The sequence below is a fragment of the Rhizobacter sp. P1_G5 genome, from assembly GCF_056405435.1.
Genome location: NZ_JBFUCB010001056.1, coordinates 1 through 1,046, shown reverse-complemented (window position 1 = coordinate 1,046; position 1,046 = coordinate 1). Strand labels below are relative to the sequence as shown.

1 protein-coding gene and 1 pseudogene are annotated in these 1,046 nt (G+C 68.8%); both read right to left on the bottom strand.

Going from position 1 to position 1,046, the window contains the following annotated elements; all coding sequences use genetic code 11:
- A partial coding sequence (locus AC1D12_RS33950; protein ID WP_477845467.1) for a hypothetical protein occupies positions 1 to 794 on the bottom strand: 794 nt, incomplete at its 3' end.
- Between the two features lie 125 nt (positions 795 to 919).
- Positions 920 to 1,046: pseudogene (locus AC1D12_RS33945) on the bottom strand (IclR family transcriptional regulator); the annotation flags it as partial.

The following is a 1,046-nucleotide window of genomic DNA, read 5'->3' as shown; positions in this document are numbered from 1 at the left end:
GTGTTGTTCCAGCTGTACGCGAACAGCTCGAAGCTGCCGAACAGCACCTGGCCCGAGTGGTTGTGCACCGTCAGCGAGAGGTTGCCGAGCGGGTCGGCGCTGTACGTGAAGTCGTCGAAGCTCGGCAGCCGCTGCTGCACGCCGGTGCCGGGCGCCGTCGGGTTCTCGTTGAAGATGTTCGCGATCAGGTTCACGCCGTTGGTCCCGAACGCCTCGTCGCGGAAGATCAGCGCCGCCTGGTGCACGTACAGGTCGGGCCGGCTGCTGTCTTCGGTGAAGCGCGGCAGAGGGGTCGATGCCACCGCGTTCGCCAGCATCGCGATGCCCGAGAACGTCACCGACGCGAACGGGTTCAGCACGAAGGGCCGCTGCCAGTTGACCGTCGCACTCGCCTCGTCGTCCTGGTGATCGGCATGCCAGCCGGCCGATACGCTGCCGTGCGAGATCGAGGCCTGCGCCGACAGCGTCTCGCCCGATGGTTTCGGCAATTCGATCGCCGCCTCGCCGAACGGCGTGCCCTCGCGCGCCGACGCATCGAGCAGGCGCGACTTCAGGTTCAGCGAGCGCGGATCGCCCGCCTCCTGCACCTTGTGCGACGTCACGATCGACGCCTGAAAGCCGTTGTCCGCCAGCCAGTGCCCCGGCTCGCCGGTGTCGAGCCCGCTCGGCGTACCGAGCGTGAAGCTCGCCGAGGCGGAACCGGGTTCCGAACCCGGCGTCGAGCCCGCGCCGGCTTGCGCCACGCCGCACACGCCCAGCGCGCACGCCGAGGCGATGATCCACGACATCTTCATCTGTTCTCCCTGCCGGATCCACTTCCGGAGACCCCCATTGGAAGAGGCGGCGCCATCGGCGGCAACCCCCAATTGGTAGCGGCCCGTGTATCCGACGGAGTGCCGTCCGACAGGCCGCTTCCGGATCAGCGCGACGCCAGGCTCTGTGCCGRCCGCCGCAGGCTCGGATCGAACGGGTGGATCTGCGGCCCGATCGCGGCCGCCTCGCGCTTCAGCAGTTCCACCACGGTCGGCATCCGGTCGGCATTCAGC